25 protein-coding genes and 1 pseudogene are annotated in these 20,243 nt (G+C 67.8%); 3 read left to right on the plus strand and 23 right to left on the minus strand.

Going from position 1 to position 20,243, the window contains the following annotated elements:
- From ALA01S_RS10890 to otsB, 17 genes are all read right to left on the minus strand, one after another.
- Nucleotides 1-1,347, minus strand: a 1,347-nt coding sequence (locus ALA01S_RS10890) for a thiamine pyrophosphate-requiring protein (RefSeq protein WP_066335921.1), incomplete at its 3' end; no start/stop codon positions are given.
- A 188-nt stretch (nt 1,348-1,535) separates the two neighbouring features.
- On the minus strand, nt 1,536-2,828 hold the full coding sequence (locus ALA01S_RS10895; protein ID WP_066335923.1) for an alpha-hydroxy acid oxidase: 1,293 nt from the start codon (nt 2,826-2,828) through the stop codon (nt 1,536-1,538).
- 248 nt (nt 2,829-3,076) lie between these two features.
- Complete coding sequence (locus tag ALA01S_RS10900; protein WP_066335925.1) at nt 3,077-3,661, minus strand: thioredoxin fold domain-containing protein; 585 nt, start codon at nt 3,659-3,661, stop codon at nt 3,077-3,079.
- The gene (locus ALA01S_RS32825) at nt 3,646-3,819 is read right to left on the minus strand and encodes a hypothetical protein (RefSeq protein ID WP_157118914.1); all 174 of its coding nucleotides are present in this window, start codon (nt 3,817-3,819) and stop codon (nt 3,646-3,648) included. The genes ALA01S_RS10900 and ALA01S_RS32825 overlap by 16 nt, the downstream gene beginning before the upstream one ends.
- A gap of 36 nt (nt 3,820-3,855) precedes the next feature.
- On the minus strand, nt 3,856-4,101 hold the full coding sequence (locus ALA01S_RS10905) for a hypothetical protein (RefSeq protein ID WP_157118915.1): 246 nt from the start codon (nt 4,099-4,101) through the stop codon (nt 3,856-3,858).
- A 27-nt stretch (nt 4,102-4,128) separates the two neighbouring features.
- Entirely contained in the window at nt 4,129-4,371 is a 243-nt protein-coding gene (locus tag ALA01S_RS10910) for a hypothetical protein (RefSeq protein WP_066335927.1), read from the minus strand.
- 114 nt (nt 4,372-4,485) lie between these two features.
- Nucleotides 4,486-4,977: a DUF4426 domain-containing protein gene (locus ALA01S_RS10915; protein ID WP_157118916.1), complete on the minus strand. Its 492-nt coding sequence runs from the start codon at nt 4,975-4,977 to the stop codon at nt 4,486-4,488.
- Nucleotides 4,978-5,197: 220 nt separating this feature from the next.
- Nucleotides 5,198-5,587: a carboxypeptidase regulatory-like domain-containing protein gene (locus ALA01S_RS10920; protein ID WP_157118917.1), complete on the minus strand. Its 390-nt coding sequence runs from the start codon at nt 5,585-5,587 to the stop codon at nt 5,198-5,200.
- Nucleotides 5,588-5,643: 56 nt separating this feature from the next.
- On the minus strand, nt 5,644-6,129 hold the full coding sequence (locus tag ALA01S_RS32830; protein WP_169805897.1) for a beta/gamma crystallin domain-containing protein: 486 nt from the start codon (nt 6,127-6,129) through the stop codon (nt 5,644-5,646).
- A 408-nt stretch (nt 6,130-6,537) separates the two neighbouring features.
- Nucleotides 6,538-7,023 (minus strand): beta/gamma crystallin domain-containing protein, encoded by a 486-nt coding sequence (locus ALA01S_RS10930; RefSeq protein WP_066335942.1) that lies wholly within the window; start codon nt 7,021-7,023, stop codon nt 6,538-6,540.
- Nucleotides 7,024-7,272: 249 nt separating this feature from the next.
- A complete protein-coding gene (locus tag ALA01S_RS10935) occupies nt 7,273-7,782 on the minus strand; it encodes a MarR family winged helix-turn-helix transcriptional regulator (RefSeq protein WP_084267435.1) in 510 nt (169 codons plus the stop codon).
- A gap of 154 nt (nt 7,783-7,936) precedes the next feature.
- Nucleotides 7,937-8,179 carry an alanine:cation symporter family protein gene (locus ALA01S_RS10940; protein WP_066335947.1) on the minus strand — a complete coding sequence of 81 codons (243 nt, stop codon included), beginning with the start codon at nt 8,177-8,179 and terminating at the stop codon, nt 7,937-7,939.
- 410 nt (nt 8,180-8,589) lie between these two features.
- Nucleotides 8,590-9,048 carry a hypothetical protein gene (locus ALA01S_RS10945; RefSeq protein ID WP_066335953.1) on the minus strand — a complete coding sequence of 153 codons (459 nt, stop codon included), beginning with the start codon at nt 9,046-9,048 and terminating at the stop codon, nt 8,590-8,592.
- 181 nt (nt 9,049-9,229) lie between these two features.
- Nucleotides 9,230-10,408, minus strand: coding sequence for a cation:proton antiporter (locus ALA01S_RS10950; protein WP_066335956.1), 1,179 nt, complete (start codon nt 10,406-10,408; stop codon nt 9,230-9,232).
- A gap of 102 nt (nt 10,409-10,510) precedes the next feature.
- A complete protein-coding gene (locus ALA01S_RS10955; RefSeq protein ID WP_066335958.1) occupies nt 10,511-11,440 on the minus strand; it encodes a mechanosensitive ion channel family protein in 930 nt (309 codons plus the stop codon).
- Entirely contained in the window at nt 11,437-12,816 is a 1,380-nt protein-coding gene (locus tag ALA01S_RS10960) for an alpha,alpha-trehalose-phosphate synthase (UDP-forming) (protein WP_066335960.1), read from the minus strand. Before ALA01S_RS10960 ends, ALA01S_RS10955 begins: the two co-directional genes overlap by 4 nt.
- Nucleotides 12,813-13,604 (minus strand): trehalose-phosphatase, encoded by a 792-nt coding sequence (otsB, locus tag ALA01S_RS10965; protein WP_157118919.1) that lies wholly within the window; start codon nt 13,602-13,604, stop codon nt 12,813-12,815. The genes ALA01S_RS10960 and otsB overlap by 4 nt, the downstream gene beginning before the upstream one ends.
- Nucleotides 13,605-13,678: 74 nt before the next feature.
- Between otsB and ALA01S_RS10970 the strand changes: the two genes are divergently transcribed.
- Nucleotides 13,679-13,915, plus strand: a complete 237-nt coding sequence (locus ALA01S_RS10970) for a hypothetical protein (RefSeq protein ID WP_238455765.1) — start codon at nt 13,679-13,681, stop codon at nt 13,913-13,915.
- Between the two features lie 265 nt (nt 13,916-14,180).
- On the opposite strand, the gene ALA01S_RS10975 is transcribed toward ALA01S_RS10970, so the two are convergent.
- The 4 genes from ALA01S_RS10975 to ALA01S_RS32835 all read right to left on the minus strand — a co-directional run bounded on the left by ALA01S_RS10975 (nt 14,181) and on the right by ALA01S_RS32835 (nt 16,354).
- On the minus strand, nt 14,181-14,657 hold the full coding sequence (locus tag ALA01S_RS10975; protein ID WP_218011451.1) for an HPP family protein: 477 nt from the start codon (nt 14,655-14,657) through the stop codon (nt 14,181-14,183).
- Nucleotides 14,647-15,093: a DUF1622 domain-containing protein gene (locus ALA01S_RS10980; RefSeq protein WP_238455766.1), complete on the minus strand. Its 447-nt coding sequence runs from the start codon at nt 15,091-15,093 to the stop codon at nt 14,647-14,649. The genes ALA01S_RS10975 and ALA01S_RS10980 overlap by 11 nt, the downstream gene beginning before the upstream one ends.
- Nucleotides 15,094-15,545: 452 nt before the next feature.
- On the minus strand, nt 15,546-15,881 hold the full coding sequence (locus ALA01S_RS10985; RefSeq protein ID WP_066335973.1) for a four-helix bundle copper-binding protein: 336 nt from the start codon (nt 15,879-15,881) through the stop codon (nt 15,546-15,548).
- A 98-nt stretch (nt 15,882-15,979) separates the two neighbouring features.
- Nucleotides 15,980-16,354 carry a hypothetical protein gene (locus tag ALA01S_RS32835; RefSeq protein WP_157118920.1) on the minus strand — a complete coding sequence of 125 codons (375 nt, stop codon included), beginning with the start codon at nt 16,352-16,354 and terminating at the stop codon, nt 15,980-15,982.
- 702 nt (nt 16,355-17,056) lie between these two features.
- Between ALA01S_RS32835 and ALA01S_RS34710 the strand changes: the two are divergent.
- Nucleotides 17,057-17,241, plus strand: a pseudogene (locus tag ALA01S_RS34710) (heavy metal translocating P-type ATPase); the annotation flags it as partial.
- Between the two features lie 58 nt (nt 17,242-17,299).
- The gene (locus ALA01S_RS10995) at nt 17,300-18,229 is read left to right on the plus strand and encodes a cation diffusion facilitator family transporter (protein ID WP_066336078.1); all 930 of its coding nucleotides are present in this window, start codon (nt 17,300-17,302) and stop codon (nt 18,227-18,229) included.
- A gap of 113 nt (nt 18,230-18,342) precedes the next feature.
- Here the strand turns inward: ALA01S_RS10995 and ALA01S_RS11000 are convergent, their stop codons facing one another.
- Together ALA01S_RS11000 and ALA01S_RS11005 are read right to left on the minus strand one after the other, a co-directional pair.
- The gene (locus ALA01S_RS11000; RefSeq protein WP_066335976.1) at nt 18,343-18,666 is read right to left on the minus strand and encodes a DUF1840 domain-containing protein; all 324 of its coding nucleotides are present in this window, start codon (nt 18,664-18,666) and stop codon (nt 18,343-18,345) included.
- A gap of 189 nt (nt 18,667-18,855) precedes the next feature.
- A complete protein-coding gene (locus tag ALA01S_RS11005) occupies nt 18,856-20,196 on the minus strand; it encodes a DUF2254 domain-containing protein (RefSeq protein WP_066335978.1) in 1,341 nt (446 codons plus the stop codon).
- Between the last annotated feature and the right edge of the window lie 47 nt (nt 20,197-20,243).

The raw sequence follows: 20,243 nt of genomic DNA on the forward strand, positions 1-20,243 counted from the left end.
GAGCATCTGCATCGCGCCGTCGCCCACCAGCGCCACCACCGGGCGATCCGGGTAGGCGAACTTGGCGGCGGTGGCGTAGGGCACGCCCGGGCACATGGTGGCCAGGCCGCCGGAGAGCGAGCCCATCATGCCGCGGCGGGCCTTGATGTCGCGCGCGTACCAGGCGGCGCTGGTGCCGGAGTCGCAGGTGAGGATGGCGTTGTCGGGCAGCCGCGCCGACAGCTCCCAGAACACGCGCTGCGGGTTGGTCGGCTTGGCCTCGTTCATGGCGCGCTGCTCCAGCACCTGCCACCACTGGCGCACACCGGCCTCGATCTTGTCGCGCCAGGCGCGGTCGGTCTTGGGCTGCAGCAGTGGCAGCAGCGCCTGCAGCGTGAGCCGGCTGTCGCCGACGAGGTTGATCTCCATCGGGTAGCGCAGCGAGAGCTTGCGGCCGTCGGCATCGATCTGCACGCCGCGCGCCTGGCCCTCCTTGGGCAGGAACTCCGAGTACGGAAAGCTGGAGCCCACCATCAGCAGCGTGTCGCAGCCGGTCATCAGGTCCCAGCTCGGCACCGTGCCCAGCAGCCCGATGGAGCCGGTGACGAAGGGCAGGTCGTCGGGCACGGCCATCTTGCCCAGCAGTGCCTTGGCGATGCCCGCGCCCAGTGTCTCGGCCACTGCGATGAGTTCGTCGGTGGCGTGCAGCGCGCCGGCGCCGGCAAGGATGGCCACGCGCTGGCCGGCGTTGAGCACGTCGGCCGCGGCCTGCAGGTCGGCTTGCGCCGGCAGCACGCGCTTGGCCGTCAGCCCGATACCGGAATGGATGGTGCCGTGCTCGCGCGGCGGATCGGGCTCGGCTTTCAGCTCCTGCAGGTCGTTGGGCAGGATGAGGCAAGTGACGGTGCGTTGGTCGCGCGCGATGCGCATGGCGCGGTCCACCAGGTGGCGGATCTGCGCCGGCACGGTGGCCATGTGCACGTACTCGTGGGCCACGTCCTTGAACAGGCTCAGCAGATCCACCTCCTGCTGGTAGTCGCCCCCCAGCGCCGCGCGCGCCTGCTGCCCCACGATCGCCAGCACCGGCTGGTGGTCGGCCTTGGCGTCGTACAGGCCATTGAGCAGGTGGATGGCGCCGGGCCCGGAGGTGGCCATGCACACGCCCACCTCGCCCGTGAACTTGGCATGCGCGCAGGCCATGAAGGCCGCCAGCTCCTCGTGCCGGGCCTGGATGAACTCGACGCGGTCGCTGCAGCGGTCCAGCGCCCCCATCAGGCCGTTGATGCCGTCGCCGGGATAGCCGTAGATGCGGCGTATGCCCCATGCGTACAGGCGCTGCAGCACTTGGTCGCTTACGGTCATGGTCATGACTGGCCTCCAACTGATTGCTACCGCGGGTCGCGGCAAACCACGCGCCGGGAAGCGAATGGGGTTTCACTGCACACGCAGGCGCGCGTCGGCGTGCCGGACGCGAGGGAAGCCGGCTCACGGAACTTCATTTGGACAAATTTTCCGAAAGAACTGTCGTGCCTCGATGACGCTGTCGGCACACGTCTTCAGCGGGACGACACGTCGCTGGCCCAGTCGCGGTGCCCCTGCCGTGCAGCAGGTTCGGCAGGGCCCGGAGCGTCAACGGCACGCAGATACCCTGGCTCCAGCTCGCGAGCCGAGGGCACGCCCAACAGCCCCATCGCGTCCAGCGCCTCCTGGTGCAGGATCTCCAGCGCGCGCTGCGCACCGGCGGCGCCGCCCGCACACAGGCCATAGAGCACGGCGCGGCCGGCCAGCGCCGCATCGGCGCCCAGGGCCAGCGCCTTGAGCAGGTCGGTGCCGCGACGCAGTCCGCCGGACACATAGAGCGCCACGCGCTGACCCACGATGGCGCGGGCCTCGGGCAGCACCTCCAGCGGCGCCACCGTCCAGTCCAGCTGGCGGCCGCCGTGGGTGCTGAGCACGATGCCGTCCACGCCCGCGTCCAGCGCGCGCCGTACATCGTCCGGGTGCAGCAGTCCCTTGAGCAGGAAGGGCTTGCGCCAGCGCTGCCGGATGCGCTCGACCGTGCGCCACGACAGCGAGGCCGGCTGATGCTCGCGGATCCAGAACGCGGTTTCGAAGAAGCCGCGCCGATCCTTGGGCACGAAGTCCACGACGTTGCGGAAGGCGGGCATGCCATGCGCCAGCAGCGTGGAAGCCAGCCAGCGCGGATGCAGGGCAGCGTCGATGGCGCTGGACGGCGACAGCCGGGTCTTCGTCGCCTGAGTGCGGGTGGACCACTCCCGGTTGCCGAAGATCTGGGCGTTGGTGGTCAGCACCAGCGCCTCGCAGCCGGCCGCGTCGGCACGCCGCAGCAGCTCCTGCCACACCTCCTCGCCGCCGAAGACGTACAGCTGCCACCAGTGGCGCAGGCCCGGCACGCGCGCCACCTCTTCCATCGGGTCGTTGGACATCGTGCTCTGCACGAAGGGCACGCCGCACGCGGCCGCGGCCTGCGCAAGCAGCGTGTCGGCATGGTGGCGGAATAGACTGTTGAGGCCGGTCGGCGCGACGACGAGCGGCATTGAGGCTTCGCGTCCAAGGAGGGGCGTGGCCAGGGTGCGCTGCGACACGTCCACCAGCTGCCGCGGCAGGAAGCGCCAGTAGCCATAGGCACTGCGGTCACGCGCAAGGCTGGCTTCCTCCTCCGCCCCGCCCTCCAGGTACTCCAGCACGAACCGCGGCATGCGCCGGTGCGTCATCGCCCGCAAGTCTTCCACCGCCACCGCGCGTGCAAGGTCGCGGCCCGTGTAGTAGCGGCGCCGGGGGCTGCCGTCGAGTTGGGCTACAGCGGTGTGGCGCAGGGGGTCGCCCATGGGCGCATGGCCTTCAGTGTTTCAGGGATCTCTCGCCCCGTTCGTTCATCGGTCGTGATGCGGGGTGCGGCCCTGGGCCGGTACACCCCCTCATGTGGCGTCGCGGCAATTGCGGTGCCGCGTTCGGCATCGGCCGCATCGGTGTAGCCGGCCATCGCGATCACCACGACGGCGGAAACACCGAGAGGGCTCATGTCGGCACCGACGGTGCCGGTTCCTTGTGCTGGAAGCCGGTGCAGCGACGCTGCTCAAATGCCGAGCAGCTCCGCCAGCTTCTCCGTCGAAACCGCACCGCTGTGCGTCACGACACGGTCCGAGTTCTCGTTGCGCCCGGCGATGTAGGGCACCGACTGCACGCCCAGCAGCTCCAGCAGCTTCGTGTTGGCCTGCACCTTGTCGCGTTCAGCGGCAGTGCCCGCCGTCGCCACGAGGCCCTTGCCGCCGCCAAGCAGCTCCGCTTCATGCTGCTCCATCGCCGCGCCCGGGTCCTGCGCCGCCAGGATGGCAGCGCCCTGCTGCAGGCTGGCGTCGTTGAGCAGGGCCACCGGAATCCACACGAAACGCACCCGGTCCTGCAGCGGCTTGGTGGCTTGCCACAGGCGCCCGCAATGGGGGCACTGCATGTCGAAGAACACGTAGGCCACCTTCCGCGCTCTTGGCGATCCCACCGAGAAGCCGGCGGCGGTCTGTGCCAGACCGACCGGGTCGCCCAGGCGCGTGGACCGCTTCTTCTCGTTTTCGACCCGGGCGTCACAGCCGGACAGCGCCATCGCGCCCAGGCCGATGAGCGTTCCGAGCAGCACACGCCGCTCCCGTATCAAGCACGCTCGCATGATGGGCTCCAGATTCGACGCCTGTCCTTGAGCTCGCGGGACTGCGGTGGCTCCTGCACCTGCGGCACCGGCCCCGCGAGATCGACGCCCTCGATTTCCACATGCAGCGACTGCCACGGCCGCACCAGGGCCTTGCCGCACGAGGTGCAGGTACACATGCCGGCTCCCGTTGCCGGAAATGCCCGGTGCACCGCCTACTTGCCCGAGGCCATGTAGGCATCGATCATGGTCTGCTGCGTGTCCAGCAGCGCCTTGTTGATGGGCTTCATGCTTTCGTTGCGGTGGTCGCTGGCCTTGTCCTGAGCCAACGCGTGCGCGGCATCGCGCAGATCCTGCGCCGCGGCCTGCAGCCGGTCCATGGCCTGCTTGTAGTCGTCCTCGTTTGCACCGGCCGTCAGCAGCTCGGGCGGCAAGCCCGCCATCGCCTGGTGGGTGCGCAACAGGGCCTTGTTGGCGTCCTTGATCGCCTACGTGCGCCGGGGTCCCGCCGGCGTTTGCGCCATGGCATGGATCGCGTCGCGCAGCCGCTGCGCTGCCGCTTCGAGCTCACGGATCGGCTTGGCGTCGGCCTGCTTCGCGGAAGCGGCCTTGCGGGTGCTGCCGGACGCACTGGCACTGGCCCCCGGCATGGCGGCGCTGCTGGCCGCCCCCCCGGTGCCGCTGGGCGCCGTGCCCGGTGCACCCTGGGCCAGCGCCAGCGAACAGCACAAGGCCAGGGGAACCGCCCAGGCTGGCTTGAACGACTTCGGGCTTATCGCAGTCTCCTCAGTTCGGTGGTTGAGCGCGCATGGCAACGGCACGCTCAGCAGCCAGGATGCCCATCCTCACTGTAGGCCGAGCCGGTCGGTGAAGCTCAGCGCGATGCTGGACTTCGTCCCCTGCGGCCACGCCCGGATGCGGAACTCCAGCACCTCGCGCGGCAGGAAGTCATAGACGCCGAGGTAGGACACCATCCCGTTGGTCAAGACCTGGCGCACGTCGACGCTGGTGGTCACGCCCATGAGGTTTTGCGCAGTGACCTCGACGCGGGCCGGCACGTTGAGGGTCTGGCTGCCGAGCAGGCGCTGCACCGTGACGTTGAGCACGGCCTTGCCAGAACCCGACGGGATGCCATGCGCGCGGCGCATGGGCTCGGGCAAGGCCTCGGCACTCACGGTGCTGGCACGCAGCACGTAGTTGCCCTCGTGCTGCTCATGCGCCTGTCCCCAGGCCAGCAGCGGGGCGAGGGCCAGCACGGCAAAGCTCACCCGCCATGTCGCGAGGCCGGCAGGCGAAGCTGCCCGTTGCGTGAGAAATCGACCTTCGAAGCTCAACATGCCCGCTCCTTGTGGCACCACAGCCTGCGCTGATTGCAACGTGCAGTCCACCGCCGTCGAGATCCGCCCCGGCAACGTCCGCCCGACCGGTCCGCTGCCGGGACAGCCTGCCGGCTCGGGCAGCGGCAACACAGCCCGCTGACGACGGCCCGGCCCCAAGCCGTCCAAGGCCCAGGGCTCGCGCCAGGCGTCCCAGCGGCGCCTTGGCACTGCAAAATGTTTACCAGTGCATCACCAGCTGCCGGTGGCCGGACTCCGGCACCGTCACCCGCCGTTCCAGCTCCCGCCCTTGGTACGTGGCTTCCACCGCGTAGCGCCCGCCAGGCAGGTCCACCAGCATCATCGGGCCTTCGCTCACCGTCGAAACCACCTCGCGCCCTTGCTGGTCGCGGATCACCACGCCCACGTCGGCAAGGTAGTCACCGCTGCGGGTCGCGAACGTCATGCCCAGACCGTACTGGGGCGCGACCTGCCGCATCATCTGCTGCGACGTGGCCCCCACCCCGCCAACGATCACGTCAGGGCCGCCTTGTTGCGGGGCCGCAAGCGCGGCGACCGAGCCCATGGCCAGGGCTGCACTGAAAGCGATGGCCGTCATACCGTTCTTCATAGCCCAACTCCTTTGCAATTCAAGAATGCGCTCACGGATGGCTGTTGCCACGAGCCTCACCCGGTGCAGCTCACCCGCGCCGAGTGGATTTCCTCGAACCATCCCAGCTTGGAATCGTCAAGCTTGGGATAGTGCTGCCCCGCTGCCAGCGTCGCGGTGCGGTCCCGGTAGTTCTCGTTGTCATAGGTGATGACCCGCGCCTTCGGCCCCACCACCGCGCTGTCCCATTCGCGCCATGCCGGTCCAGGCACGTCCATCTTGGGCATGTCGATGGGGCCCACGAGCGTCAGCGAGGCACCGTGGTAGTTCTCCCCGTCGTAGAACCGGACCCAACAGCCGTTGCCCAGACTCTCGCTGCTGCCTTGCGCCGCGGGCATCAGCACCAGCACGGCGTCCAGCTTCGGCACAGTGCCCTTGTCCACTGGCGCCGTCGCCTGTGGGGACCGATCAGGCTTCTTGTCACCGGCCGTCCCCTGGGCCATCACGGCGCCACTGAGCGCCAACAACACTGCCGTCGCGGCTGCAACTTTTCTGAAGGCCATGTCTGACTCCTTTCCTGCGGTTTGCAAGTCGGCACGGAGCCCTGCTTCCCCATCGCAAGAATCGGTCTCCCCCAGGGATCGGCAACGCCGTCCCACCATGAAAAATCCAACAATTCTTTGTACAAATACACTTTGCATGACGCCGCACCACGTGACTGTTCAACGAGGGACATGCCCTGTACGTTGACCGTCCAAGCCGGGAACCGGCTCATATTATTTGTACAAATATTTTTTTGGAGGTTCCGTTGCCATTGAACATTTGTCGGCACGAGGCGCATGCCTCGCGATCGCGATGCCGATGACAGGGCCGCACGGGATGGGACGCAGGCTCTGGCATGGCGCCGCAGCGCCCGCTGGCAGCCTGCGCACCAACGGGCACTGCCGACGCCGTCGCATGCCGCGACGGCCCTACTCGGAGCAGCTCACGCGAACGGACTCGATGTCCTCGAACCAGCCCAACTGGGCATCGTCGAGGCTGGGGATGCGCTGTCCCGCCGTCAGCGTGGCGGTCCGGTCGCGGTAGTTTTCCTTGTCGTAGGCGACGACCCTGGCTGTCGGACCGACCACGGCGCTGTCCCACTCCCGCCACGCGGGCTTGGCCACGCCCATCCTGGGCAGGTCAACCAGCCCCACCAGCGTCAGCATCTGGCCACGGAAGTTCTCGCCGTCGTAGAACCTGACCCAGCAGCCGTCGCCCAGGCGGTCGCTGTTGCCTTGCGCGGCCGACATCAACACCAGGATGCCGTCGAGCCGCGGGTTGGTGGCGTAGGGCGCCGGGACGACGGTGTCGCCAACTCGGTACGGCTTGTTGACCTCAAGGTCGCCCGGCGCAGACACAGCGCGGCCCAGCGACACGACAAGTGCGGCTGCCAGGACGACATGCCTCGTGAACATGGCCACCTCCTTCGCAGTAGGGCCCCGATGACCGGCTGTCCGGGGCTCGATGCGCCCGCAGCGCCAGCATCCATGGGGAGGCGGCAACACCCATTCCACGAACCCGACATGGGGAAAAGCGTTGCCCCAATTTCAGGCATCCGTATGTGCACGTGTGGAGCAGCGCTCTGGCCCCAGCCCGCACCAAAAAACCGGCAAGACCTATTTTGTACAAATGTTCTGAAGCTTTTGCCTGCGCTGCGTACAGGGTCACATGTCGGCCAGAGGGAGCTGGGCCGCTTCCTCGTCGGCATGCAGCTCACTGAGCAGTGCTTGCAAATCCGCATGAAGCCGCTTGAGCGTGGCGGCATCCATGGCATTCAGCGCACTGGGCAGCACCCCTTCGAAAGGGCCTGGCACGGCCTTGAGCACTTTGGTGCCCGCAGGCTTGAGCTTGAGCCGCACCACGCGCTTGTCCGGGCCGTCCTTGAACGACGAGACCAACTCCCGTTCGATGAGACCCTTGACCAGATTGCTGGCGGTGGACTGGTGGATGTCCATGGCCTGGGCCAGTTCCGTGACCCGGATGCCGGCATGGTCGCGAATCACGCTGAGCGCCCACACCTGAGCACCTCCCAGTCCAACTTTCTTCTCTACTTGCTGGAAATGCGTCTTGACGGCGTTGAACACCTGGCGGAACTGGCGCAGGACTTCCCCGGCAAGCTCCTCGTGTCTGGACTGCTGCACCGGAGTGGACTTTGAAATACGTGCTGTGGGCATGGAACGAGGCGTTGTCTGAGAGCGGCTGGCAGGTAGCAGCCGAATCATCGGCATCATTGTCCCGGGAAACCAGTGCCTGCGCGCGGCGCCATGCCTGCGGCGTCTCACGCGTCGGGCTCGGCGTGCGGCGGATGCTGCGGGCTTGGCGCAGCCGTCACCTGGGCAGAGGCAGCGCACCCACGCATACCGAGCCCAGCATCGCCGCCTTGAGCACCAGGCTCAGCCACGGCCGGTGCACGCGACGGTTGATGTAGGCGACGTTCGTCTCGGCGATGTAGCAGTAGGCCACGATGGTGGTGAAGGCGAAGAACATCAGCGCCAGCGCCACGAAGCTGGCGCCCAAGCCCGGCAGCATCGACTCCACCGCGGCCTGGGTGTAGCCCGGCCCCGTTTCCATGCCAGGCAGGTGCTCGGCCAGACCTGCTCCGTGCCGTCGAAGGTCAGCCCCAAGCAATCGGTCGGCGCCGGCGGTGCAACTGTGGCCGGGCCGGTGTCCTGGCACCCCTGCATCCTGACAAGGTTTCGCCACGCGGCTCCATCGTTCACCAGGCGAGGTTCGGGAGCCATATCTCCTGCCATCAACGCTATTCCATAAATGCCAGAACGCAGGAGCGGCAATACCATTGCAAGCGATGGACCGCAGCCATTGCAGCGTGACCGCCACGACGTTGGCAAACGTCCCGCAAGGCTCCTCGCGTACCTGCAGGCGGGCTACGCGACACGTTTAATTCAGGGAATTAAAAGGATTCAAAGCCAATACAAGTGGCCGACGCTTGAAACCGTCAGACGCTGCAGGGCCGGCACCGTTCACGGTGCTGCGGCTTGTTCCATGTTTCGGATAGCTTTTGCCCGGACGTAATGCATGACGACGTTGCCCGAGATTTTCGCGACGGCTTTTTGGATGACGATGACAAACTGCGCCCCATGTTTCGTGGCTTCTTCGCACAGCACCTGCTCAACCAGTTCAGAACCTTCCGCGTCCTCTGCGCGTTCGTACAAGGTCAGCGCGTCAACGTTCATGGCGTCGAGGGCGCGCATTTGTTCCGTGAAGTCGCCCGCAGGACTCGTTATGCCACGAACCTCGATATCCCCGATTATTTCGTATGCATGGAAAGGCTGGAACAAGATGATTTTGGCATGCGGAAGGACGGTCGGGGCATCAGTGTTTTTTGTCCTGGCCGAGTACTGGACCGCCACGACGTCGGCCTGGGCCGCGAACACGCACACGGCGGCTCCTGTGCCAATGACAATATCTAAAATCCGCATCTTGAATTACCACACACCATTGATTATTTCCATGCCCGGCCCGCCATTTACCCAGCGCCACCTCTATGGCAAAACATCTGGCACCTGCAACCTGCAGGTGAATCTCGATCGCGTTCTTGCGCTTGCGGCCTACCCCGATGAATAAAGCCGGTTTGATGGCTCGCAAGGGCGTCCATGCCCATCAGGCTCCCTGCCTGCCGGCAGCCGGCGTGGCTGCCGGCGTCGCCAGGGGCCAGGTGGCGAGGGGGAAGGCCAGCGAGGGCAGCAGCGTGCTCAGTGCCGCATAGACCAGCAGCGCCCCGTACCAGGCATCAGGCAAGCCGAAACGCTCGCGCAGGATGCCAGCCAGCACCAGCGTGAAGATCAGCGTGGGCGACAGCGCCAGGGCCACGCGCAAGCTGCTGCGCGCGTCTTCCCGGAACATCACGCGCCGCTGCAGCCACAGCCAGCCCACGCGCAGCGGCAGGGCCGCGCTGGCCAGCAGCAGCCCCAGCCCCAGCGCCTCCCACTGCAGGGCGCCGCCAGGCACGTGCAGGCCTCGGTAAAAGAAGTAGAACGGCACGAAAAAGGAGGCGAAAAGCCTGACCGCGTGCAGGTTGGCCGGCGAGGCCAGCGTCGGTACGCGCTCTTGCAGCAGGCGCGCCACCAGGCCAGCCACGAAGGCGCCTACCAGGTAGTACACGCCGAGCTGCTTGGTGAGCCAGGCCGCCACCACGCCCACCATCACCAGCAGCGAGAACTCGCAGCCCCGCGCATACGGTACGACGTGCCGCATAAGCGCAAGAAACAGCAGCGGCAAGCCGGCCAGCATGGCCAGCAGCGCGGCGCCGGACAGCGCCAATCGCCCCAGCGACTCGGACTGCAGCGTCAAGAACAGGACCACCAGCGCCAGCAGCTCGCCACCGATGGCCTTGTTCATGACCCAGAAGTTTTCGTACTCATCGAGGCCGAGCCGAGGCAGCGACTCCAGGATGAAACCCGTGGACGGTGTCAGCACCGCCAGCGCCACCAGCGTCGCGCTGCGCCACTCCAGCGGCACGAGCCGGGTTGCCAGCCACACGGCGGCGCCCAGCGCCAGTGCATGAAAGGCCAGATGCGCCAGCAACGGCCACAGGCCACGCCGCAGCCCGGAGAGCTCCACTTCCAACCCTGCAAACAGGAACAGCGACGAAATGCCCAGCGTCGCCAGCAGCGCCAGTGTGCCGTCAGCGCTGCTTCCACCCATCAGGGCTGCGGCCAGCATGCCCAGGGCGAAAGCGCTCAGCGGCGCGGGCATGTTCCAGCGCTGAAGCATGCGCGGGACCACCATGAGGCCAAAGATCAGGGCGATGTAGGCAAGTTCTTGGGTGAGGACGGGCATGCGTGCTGGAAGCCTGGGGTGTGAGGACCGTCAATTGTGTGATGGGTGCGTGCGCCAGGCGGCGGTGCGAGCTCCTTCACCGGTGGGCAAGCCGCGCGGCGTTCAGTCGCCCCGTGGCGCCTGGGGCGGCTGCGCGCCGACCAGGCGCAGTGGCCATTCGGGTGCCGCACCACGCTTGTCCTGTCCCGCATAGACCGTGAGATGCGGAAACGGGATTTCGATGCCCAGGGCATCGAAGGCATGCTTGAGCCGGCGCAGGTACTCTCGCCGGACGTTCCACTGCTCCAGCGCCACGCACTTGAAGCGGCAGCGCAGCACCACGGCCGAGTCGCCCCAGCTTTCCACGCCAGCGATCTCCAGTTCGTCGAGCAGCTTCGGGGCAAAGTCCGGGGCGGCACGCATCTGCGCACCGACCTCGCGCATCACGGCCATGACCTCGTCGGTGTTCTCGCGGTAGGCCACGCCCACGTCCATGACTGCCTGCGCGTGGCCGCGACTCATGTTGACCACGGTCTTGATCTCGCCGTTGGGCACGAAGTGCACGTTGCCGTCGTAGTCGCGCAGCCGCACGTAGCGCAGCGTCACGTCCTCCACCAGCCCGCCGTGCGCGCCGAGCTTGACCACGTCGCCCTGCCGTATCTGGTCCTCCAGCAGCAGGAAAAAGCCGGTGAAGTAGTCCTTGACGAGGCTCTGCGCGCCGAAGCCCACAGCCAGCCCCACCACGCCGGCGGCCCCCAGGATGGGAGCCACCGAGATGCCGATCTCGGCCAGCACCAGCATGCCCGCGATCAGCGAGATCACCACCGCCGTGAGGTAGCGGCAGACGCGGCCCAGGGTCTCGGCCCGGCGCACCGCTTCACGGTCTTCCATGCGGCTGGCGAGCCGGATGCGCAAGCGGCGGATGGCGCCCTGCAGCACATGGATGAGCACCACGCTCGCGGCGATGATCAGCAGCACGCGCAGGCCTACCAGCGTCGCGCCGCCCAGCGGTCCCCACAGCAGCGCGGCCTGCGCCAGCAGTTCTTGGGTCATGCCTTGGTCTCCATCAAGGTGTCGAGAAAGGTTCGGCGCCACCAGTGCACGTCATGGCGTCGGATCTCGGCCAGCAACCGCTCATGGCGCACCTGGCGCTCCTGCAGCGGCATCTGCAGCGCGCGCCGTATCGCCTCGGCCGTGGCCTCGGTGTCGTAGGGGTTGACCAGCAACGCGTCGGTGAGCTGCTCGGCCGCGCCAGCAAAGCGCGAAAGCACCAGCACGCCCGGGTCGGCCGGGTCCTGCGCCGCAATGAACTCCTTGGCCACGAGGTTCATGCCATCGCGCAGCGGCGTCACCAGCGCCACGCGGCTGGCGCGGTACAAACCCGGCACACGGTTGCGCGCCATGGTGCGGTGCAGGTAGCGCACGGGCATCCAGTCCAAGTCGCCGAAGTCGCCGTTGATGGCGCCGGCCAGCCCCTCAAGCTCGCGGCGGATGTCGCCGTAGGCGTCGACTTCCTCGCGTGAGGGTGCGGCGACCTGGATCAGCGTCGCGCTGTAGCGCGCTTCAGGATGGCGCTCCAGCAGCGTTTGCATGGCACGCAGGCGCTGCGGCAGCCCCTTGGAATAGTCAAGCCGGTCCACGCCCACGAGCAATCTGCGCTGCGCATACTGCTCGCGCAGCATAGCCAGTGTCTTTTGTGCCGGCGCGGCCTGCGTCATCGCCTCGAATTCCGCCACGTCGATGCCGATGGGAAATGCGCCGGCGCGCAGCACGCGGTTGAAGGCGCCGAACAGTTTGTCCGAGAGCACTTCCGCGCGCGCCTCGACCGCGAGGTAGCGGTGCAGATGGTTGAGGTCGGCCTGGCTTTGCAGCCCAACCAGGTCATAGGCGAAGAGCGCGCGAATGAGCCAGTCGTGCGCAGGCAGCGCCGCCAGGATCAGCGGTGGCGGCAGCGGAATGTGCAGAAAAAAGCCGATGCGCTGCTGGCAGCCCAGTGCGCGCAGCTCCGCGGCCAGCGGAATGAGGTGGTAGTCGTGGACCCACACCACATCGTCAGGACGCAGCATTGGACGCAACTGCTGCGCGAACAGGCGGTTCACGCGCCGGTAGCCCTCCAGATGGCCGGCATCGAACTGCGCCAGGTCCAGCCGGTAGTGGAACACCGGCCACAGCACGCCGTTGGCGTAGCCGCGGTAGTACCGTTCGTAATCGCTGCGGCCCAGCACCACGGTGGCCAGCGTCACGCGCCCCGCCTGCTGCGTGCGCACTTCGCCGACCCCCGCGCAGTGGTCCTCGGCGACCTCGGCATCGGCCCCGAACCACAGCCCGCCCGAGGCCGCCAGCGCATCACCCAGCGCAACCGCCAGTCCGCCTGCGGCCACGCGGCGCGGGTCGGCCACGCGGTTGGAAACGACCACCAGGCGGCTCATGACGCCCTTGCCGCGCCGAAAGCGCCCTGCAGTCGCTGCACGGCCCGTGCCAGCCAGGCTCCGACCTCCTGCGGTCCGGCCAAGCGGTGCTCCGCCAGTGTCTCGCCCGGGCCGACCTTCACCGCCACGCCACCGGCAGCCCGCACCGCCTCGAACGCGCACTCGTCCGTGACGTCGTCGCCGAAAAACCACGGTCGCCGGTGCCGGAATGGACGCTGCGCCAGAAAACGCCGCACGGCGACCGCCTTGCTGGCACCACGCGGCTTGAGCTCCACAACCATTTTGCCGCGCTGCAAGGTCATGCCCTGCACGCACGCCAACGCCTCGCTCATCGCCTGCAGGCACTGTGCTTCAAGCTCCGGCGCCTGCCGGTAGTGCAACGCGATGGCGCCGGGCTTGCGCTCCAGATGCAGCTCCGGAAACCGATCACAAAGCTGCTGCAATGGCCCAGCGGCCGCTAACAGTGCCGGCCCTGTGACACGCCGCACAGGGGCGTCCAGAGTGCGCCACTCGGCGCCATGCACGCCCGCGGCACACAGCCCGGGCAGCCCGAGCAAGGCATCGATATCGGCCAGCGCACGGCCGCTGACGACGGCCACCGCCCCGTTGAGTTGCGTCGCCAGCCGCAGCAGCAGCAGCGGCAGACCTGGATCCACCACGACCGCCGCCGGTCCAGGTGCGATCTCAACCAGAGTGCCGTCGAAATCGAAGAAAACAGCACAACCGGGCTCCGGCATGCCCGGACCGCTTTCCATGCTGGGCAAGACTTCGTGCGGGTACATATCCATCACCGTATATTACATTGGTACGAATTTATTTCAGAACGTCTTGGCCTTGAGCTTCGCCAAGGCAGGCACGCTTGATGCACCAAGCAGGGCAGGAATCGTCGAAAGCTCATATGCCATCGCCTGTGCAACAACGGCAGTTCGAATTGCGCTTTCCGTCGCTTTTCCGTGATGGCTACGCGCTGGTCTTCCCGTGCGACGCTGACGGACGGGTGGACGTTGACGCGCTGAGCGAACCCGCCAAGGCCAACTATTTGTTTGCGCGCGCCATGATCGGACGCGAGTTCGCCTGGCCGGTGGTACGGCGGCACTGACGCCGGCGCGGGCATTTCGCGCTCACGGTGGCCAACGTCGCGGCGGCCATGCAAGCACCCACGGCCCGTCAGCGGGCCTTGCGCTCCATGACTTGCAAAGTCGTGTCGGCTCTTGCGCCCGGTTGACGGCTGCCCGCAGCCAAGATCATCGCCAGCGGCCGGTGGTTGGACCCGATCTGCCGATTGATCGTTGTCGGCTGGACGCAGTCGTGAGGGTTGCGATCCCGGTCGCCGTCTGCGCGCGTCGGCGGCCGAGGTGTGCGCTTCAGCGCAGCCGCCGCGCCAGGCGCGACACGGCTTGCTGCAGCGCGACCAGCACGGCCGTGATGGCGAGCGCCGTCATGAACAGGATCAGGCTCTGTTCGCCCGCGGCTCGCAGCCCGAAGCTCAACGCCGTGGACACGGCCGGTGGATGCATGAGCCGGAACGACACCATGACCAGGATCACCAGCAGCATGGACAGCCCTGCGAACAGGTAGCCTGAACCGAGCACGGCATGGCAAAGCCACCCGATGCAGGCGGCGCCGAGCTGCAACAACACCAGCGTGCGCACCCGGTTCATCTCGTGCTGGGGGTCAAGGTAGATCAGGAACGCGCTGGAAGCCAGCGACGCGAACAGCAGCCGCTGCCGCGCCAGCGCTTCCACGAAAGCCAACACCAACAGCACCGTGGCGGAGGGCAGCAGCGCCAGCAACAGCTCGCCGCGAAGACCGCCGCGTCGCGCAGGGCGCTCACCGGCCACGGGAGGACTTTCCCGGCGCATCGGGCGCCGTGGCGTGCCCGCGCAGAGCGGGCTCCTCGGCGGCCTGCTCGTCCTTCATCTCGCGGCTCAGGAAATAGTTGAGCGCGGTGCGGATGACGGCAATGGCCGCGAGCTTGCCGATGCGCTCCCAGGTCGGGGCCACCGAGGTGGACAGGATGTCGGCAGCCAGCTGCAGCTCGAGCGCCAGTGTCAGGAAGCGTGCGAAGGAGAGGCGGATGGGCGTGAAGCTCGTGCCGCGGGCATGCAATGCGTGCCGGATCAAGCCAAAGACGGCCACCACGATGCCTGTGGCAATGACGATCGCGCCCAGCGTCTCCACCAGCAAGCGCAGCCACTCGACGGCACGTTGGACAGACTCTTCGGCATCGGCATAGCTCACGGACAATCCCTCGACGTCACGGTGGATGGTGAACACCCGTGCCTGCGTGTGAGGCCGGCCGGCAGGCAGCGGACCGTCAGGAGCCCCCCGCGTGCCGAGCCCTTTGAGCTGTACGGGCCGAATGCGGTACGGCGTGGTCCCCGAGAGCGGCACCACTGCGACGCGCGTACCCATGCATCACAGACGGTCCGCATCGGCTTGCTGCCGCGCGCCGGCTCGCTCCGGTCGTTGCCAAGACAGGTATGCGCTCCTGTCATATTTGCACCAATGTTTTCAAACGCCCTGCAGGTGCTGGACAGCGCACGCGATGCGAAACGCCATGACGCCTCGTGCACTGCGAGGCGGCGGGTCAGGTTCAAGGCGGGGCCACCTTGCCGTGTTGCAGCCGGCACGCACACGCTGCAAGGCCGGCCCGCCAGACGAAGCAGCGGGCCGGCCTTGGCCATGTGCCGGCGCCCGTGAAGGAGCCGGCTGGACGATGAAGCCGCTTATGCGGCCGTGGCCACGCGTCGGCATTCCTCGGCGCAGCGCCGGCACGCCTGCGCACAGGCTTGACAGTGATCATGCTGGTGCTTGGCGCATTCATCGCCACAGGCTTGGCACACGTCGGCGCACTGGCGGCAGAGCTGGGCCGCGAAGCGGCTGCCGCGCGACATATAGCCGGCGGCCAGCCGGCAGATGGCGGCACAGTCCATGTCCAGCGCGATGCAGCCCGCCATCATCTGTACGTCGGGCTCCTGCAGGCAGGCGGCAGCGCAATGGTTACAGGCGTCGGCGCAGTCGTTGCAGGCCTGGACGCAGGCTTGGAATTGCTCGTGAGCCATGGTGAATCTCCTGAAAGTCCTGAAAGGCCGGCGCACCGGCCGTTGACGTGGGGAGCCAGCCGCGCCGGACCTTCCGGTGCGGTGGACCTAGCGGCAGCTCATGCAGTGCGAGGCCGGTGCTTCGGCGGCGGCCAGCTGCAGGAGCTGAAGCCCAAGTTCAGTACCGTCGGCCATGGCGCTGAAGGCGCCTCGGCGACGGCTTGGCTGGAGCCGCTGGGCAACGCCACGTTGATCAGGAGGTGGCAAGGGCCGCCATGCCGCAGCAGCTCCGCCGGCTGATGCGCCGCATCGCCAGCATCGGCGTCGTGCGCCATGGCATGCCCGCCATGCAGGCCCGCTGCGGCGGCAACCGTCAGCGACAGCATCTGCGCGGCCTTGCAGGCATGCGCCGCGCTGGCCACCGACAGCAAAGCCATCACCAGCAGCGCGACCAGCGCGCGCTGTAGTGGGAGACGGCGTAATCGGGAGAGCATGGCAATGCATGGAAGAGCAGTCACATGCGCACTCGAAGCTCCAAGCGCAGTCGCGAGGGACAGCCCCACGGCTCGCGGCGTATGGCCGGCGCGAGCAAACGACATTCCGTGGCGTCATGACGCGTGGAGCACCTCGCCGACAGCATCGGGGCACGGCCGTTGTCGTGAGCCTGCAACAGTGGAACAGCCATGGCCCACGTACATCGCCACGGCAGCAGCCAAGCTGCTTGACCCTCCCATCGTAGCAAGGTTTGGGCTGCCAGCGTTGACCGTTGCCACGCGCGAGGCCGACACTTCCACGCTGGTCGCGGCCATCGAGAAGGCCGGCTATGCCGCACGCCCGGCAGACGCCCCCGCGGCGCATGCGACGACGCGGCCCGAGTGGTGGCCGGTAGTGGTGGCGGTGCTGCTGTCGCTGCCGCTGCCGCTGCCGCTGGTGCTGGTGCTGGTGCTGGTGCTGGTGCTGGTGCTGCCAATGCTGGGGTTGCTGGCGGGCGCGCACTGGATATTGCCAGGCTGGCTGCAGTGGGCGCCGGCCACGCCGGTGCAGTTCTGGCTGGGCGCGCGCTTCTACCGCGCCGGCTGGAAGGCGTTGCGCGCGGGCAGCGGCAACATGGACCGGCTCGCTCGTGGCCCTGGGCACTTCGGCCCGCTACGGCCTGAGCATGTGGCAGCTGCTCGCCGCCCACCCCGGGCACGGTGCGCCGCACCTACGCCAAGATCCGCCAGAACCTGTTCTGGGCCTTCGTCTACAACGTGGTGGGCGTGCCGCTGGCAGCGCTGGAGCTGCTCAACCCGGTCGTGGCTGGGCGGCGATGGCCTTCAGCAGCGTCAGCGTGGTGACCAATGCGTTGATGTTGCGGCGCTGGAAGGGCGCGGCACGATGAGGTGATGGCGGCCCAAGGGTACGGCCGTTGCCGGAGCCTGGCCAAGGCGGAAGCGTTCATGGCCCACACCCACCACCACGACAGCGACAACGAGCATGCGCTCAAGGCCACGCTGCTGCTGACCACCGGTTTCCTCGTGGCCGAGGTCATCGGTGGCGTGCTGGCCGACAGTCTGGCGCTGCTGTCCGACGCGGCGCACATGTTCACCGACACGGCGGCGCTGGCCATCGCGCTGGCGGCCACGCGCGTCGCCCGGCGAGCGGCCGATGCGCGCCGCACCTTCGGCTATCACCGCTTCGAGATCCTGGCCGCGGCTTTCAATGCCGTGCTGTTGATCGCGGCCGCGGCCTACATCCTGTGGGAAGCGTGGCAGCGGCTGCAAGAGCCGGCGGCAGTGGAACCAGGTTTGATGCTGTGGGTCGCCGTGGCCGGCCTGGCGGTCAACCTCATCGGCATGCGGCTGCTCTCCGGCGGCAAGGAGTCGAACCTCAACGTCAAGGGTGCGTACCTGGAGGTCTGGAGCGACATGCTGGGCTCGCTGGGCGTGATCGCGGGCGCTCTCTTGATCCGCTTCACCGGCTGGGCCTGGGTGGACTCGGTGGTGGCGGTGGCCATCGCGCTGTGGGTGCTGCCGCGCACTGGGCAACTGCTGCGCGAGAGCTTGAACGTGCTGCTCGAAGGGGTGCCCGAAGGGCTGGACCTGGGCGAGATCGAACAGGGCTTGCGCGGCATGGAAGGCGTGGCCGACGTACATGACCTGCACGTGTGGTCGATCGCCAGCGGCAAGGCGAGCCTGAGCGTGCATGTGGTGTGCACGCCGATGGCGCAGGACGGCTTCGCGCTGATGCACCGCGTGCGCGAGCTCGCCGCGCAACGCTGGGGCCTGCACCACGCCACGGTTCAGGTGGAGCGGGAGCCCTGCGAGCAGGCCAAGGAGCCGCATGCCTATGGTCCAGCCACCGACGTCCATGCTGGTCACGTGCACTGACCAGGAGAAACGCGCGGGGCGCACGCCCTGACCAGCATCACAGGCCAGCACCGGGCCCAAGCCACCCGTCTCGCCGAGCCTCGCTCGCGCGGCGATGCTCGACGGCCCGGCCGCTACACGCCCCAGACGATCGGATGATGGGCGGCTTCGGCGCGCTTCATCATGTCCAGCAGCGGCCACACACGCTGGCGCAGGCCGACACCCTCGTGCACCGGCAAGCGATGCCCTTCGGCGGTGGCCTCGGCCTGCGCCCTGGCCTGTTCAGCCTCTTCCGCGAGCACCGCCTGCTCCAGCGCGGCGCGCAGCGCCGGCATGTCCGCGACTTCGAAAATGCCCTGGGGCGCCGGCTCGCGCCCCAACAGCCGCAGCAACTGGTCGCCGTTCGGGCCGAGCATCACCACGTCGCCGGCCGCCTTGGACTTGAACTTGTAGAGCATGGTTTGGTTTGTCGTCGAGTTGAAGTGAATTACTGCTTGCGCATCTGCAGCGGGGCCTCAGCGCTCCTGCGTATCGTGCCCGGGGGTGCGGTGCACGGCCAGGACACCCACGTTACAAGCGAACCGAAGCAAGCGGGGCGCCCAGGAGCGTCGGTCCGGCAGCGCCAGCGCCGGGGCTTGCCGGCCCGTTCAACCTGCCGCCCACCGAGCCCCGGCAGTGTTCGCAGCGTCAAGCTGCGCTGCGAGCGTGCAAGCCCGTGCCAGCAGGTCCTCGCGCCGCTGTGGTGACTCGACGCTGCGCGCCACGGCGTCCGTGATCAGCACCAGGCGGCGCAGCAGCGCCTGCCGGCGCGCGGGCTCTGCCGTGCAGGCAGCCAGCGTCTCCAGCGTGTGCAGCAGCCGCGCGAAGACCTCGACGTCACCGCGCGCGTGCTCGGCAATGGCATCCAAGGCCAGCGCCGTCAAGGCCTCGAAATCCGGCCCGCGGGCCACCACGCGCAACCCCTGCTCGTCGCTGCGGTACGGCGACGGCACATGGCGCCCCACCAGACGCACCAGCAGCGCGCACAGGTGGTCGATGCACATCACCGCCGTGGTGGGGTCGTTGATGCCGGGCGACAGCGCCTTGAGCGCCACGTCCACGATCTGCTGCACGCCATAGGGTGCATCCTGGTGCACGGTGCGCTGAGGCTGCAGGGAAAACAGCCGGCACAGCGCGCGGGCCTCGGCGGCGTCGAGCGGCTCGGTGCCGCTGACCCGCACCAGCGGCCGATCCTGGATCACGAAGTCGCCGATGCAGTGGGCCAGTTGCACCACGCGCTGGCGCTTCACGGCGAAATCAAGCAACCCGGCGTCGTCCACGCCCACGAGATAGCCCGTCGCGGGCGCCGTGACCTCGCACCAGTGTTGCGGCAGCCTGCCCTGCCAAGCTTCTTCGGCGGGCAGCTCCTTGCCCAGTACCTGCGGAAACAGCCGGTCGATGGCCTGGAGGGTGTCGCCCGCGATGCGCTCCAGGATCGAGGACACCTGGATCGCCGTGGCCACGTGGTGGATGAAGTAGATCAGCATCGCCACGCCGAACAGCGCCAGCACCACGCCGCCCAGCACCGCCAGCGAGGGCAGAAAAGCGGGACCGTCGTCGTCGCTGCGCACCGTGCGCAGCACCACCAGGCAGTAGGCGAAGATGCCCACGAACACGCCCAGCACCAGCTGCGTCGGGCGGTCGCTCATGAAGTTGCGCAGCACCCGCGGCGAGTACTGGCTCGATGCCAGCGACAGTGCCACGAGCGTCATCGAAAACACCACGCCGGCCACGGTGACCATCGACGTGGCGATGGCCGAGAGCATGCTGCGCGCGCCGTCGGTGCCAGCGCCGAACAGGCGCGGCCAGCGCGCTGCCAGATCGGCGTCTACCCAGCCGTGCGACTCCACCAGCAGCACGGCCAAGACGATGCAGCCGGCCACGACCAGCGTCGGTACGAACCACAGGCTCGCTTGCAGTCGCAGCCACAGCTCTCGAAGGGGGCTCATCGCATGGCTCCTGGGCAACCGTTGCGCCCGCGGTACGCGCGTTGCTG

This window comes from Azohydromonas lata NBRC 102462 (assembly GCF_001571085.1).
GTDB lineage: Bacteria > Pseudomonadota > Gammaproteobacteria > Burkholderiales > Burkholderiaceae_C > Azohydromonas > Azohydromonas lata.